The organism is Salmonella sp. NW177, from assembly GCF_051811585.1.
GTDB classification, from domain to species: domain Bacteria; phylum Pseudomonadota; class Gammaproteobacteria; order Enterobacterales; family Enterobacteriaceae; genus Salmonella; species Salmonella enterica.
Genome location: NZ_JAMMZV010000032.1, coordinates 1 through 335, shown reverse-complemented (window position 1 = coordinate 335; position 335 = coordinate 1). Strand labels below are relative to the sequence as shown.

General features: G+C 62.4%; 1 pseudogene. It reads right to left on the bottom strand.

From position 1 onward, the window contains the following. Positions 1–315: pseudogene (locus tag NA986_RS24355) on the bottom strand (sodium-extruding oxaloacetate decarboxylase subunit alpha); the annotation flags it as partial. Positions 316–335 lie beyond the last annotated feature (20 nt).

Genomic DNA, 335 nt, shown 5'->3' with positions numbered 1-335 from the left:
CACCGCGCGTTCAACGAAGCGCTCCACCACATCATCGGCGTAGTGGCGGTAGCCGAGCAGGTTCTGGCCGCGCAGCAACATCTGCAGCGGGGTTTTGGGCATGGCTTTTTTGAGCTCGCGCAGGCGGACCCACGGGTCTTCGCCGAGGAAGCGGATACAGGCGTCAAAGGTGGCGCCGCCCCAGCACTCCAGCGAGCCGTAGCCCACGTCGTCGAGCTGAGCGGCAATCGGCAGCATATCGTCAAGACGCAGGCGGGTGGCGAACAGAGACTGGTGGGCGTCGCGCAGGACAACATCGGTAATGGCAATGGTCATGGATTCCTCCGTAAATTAAG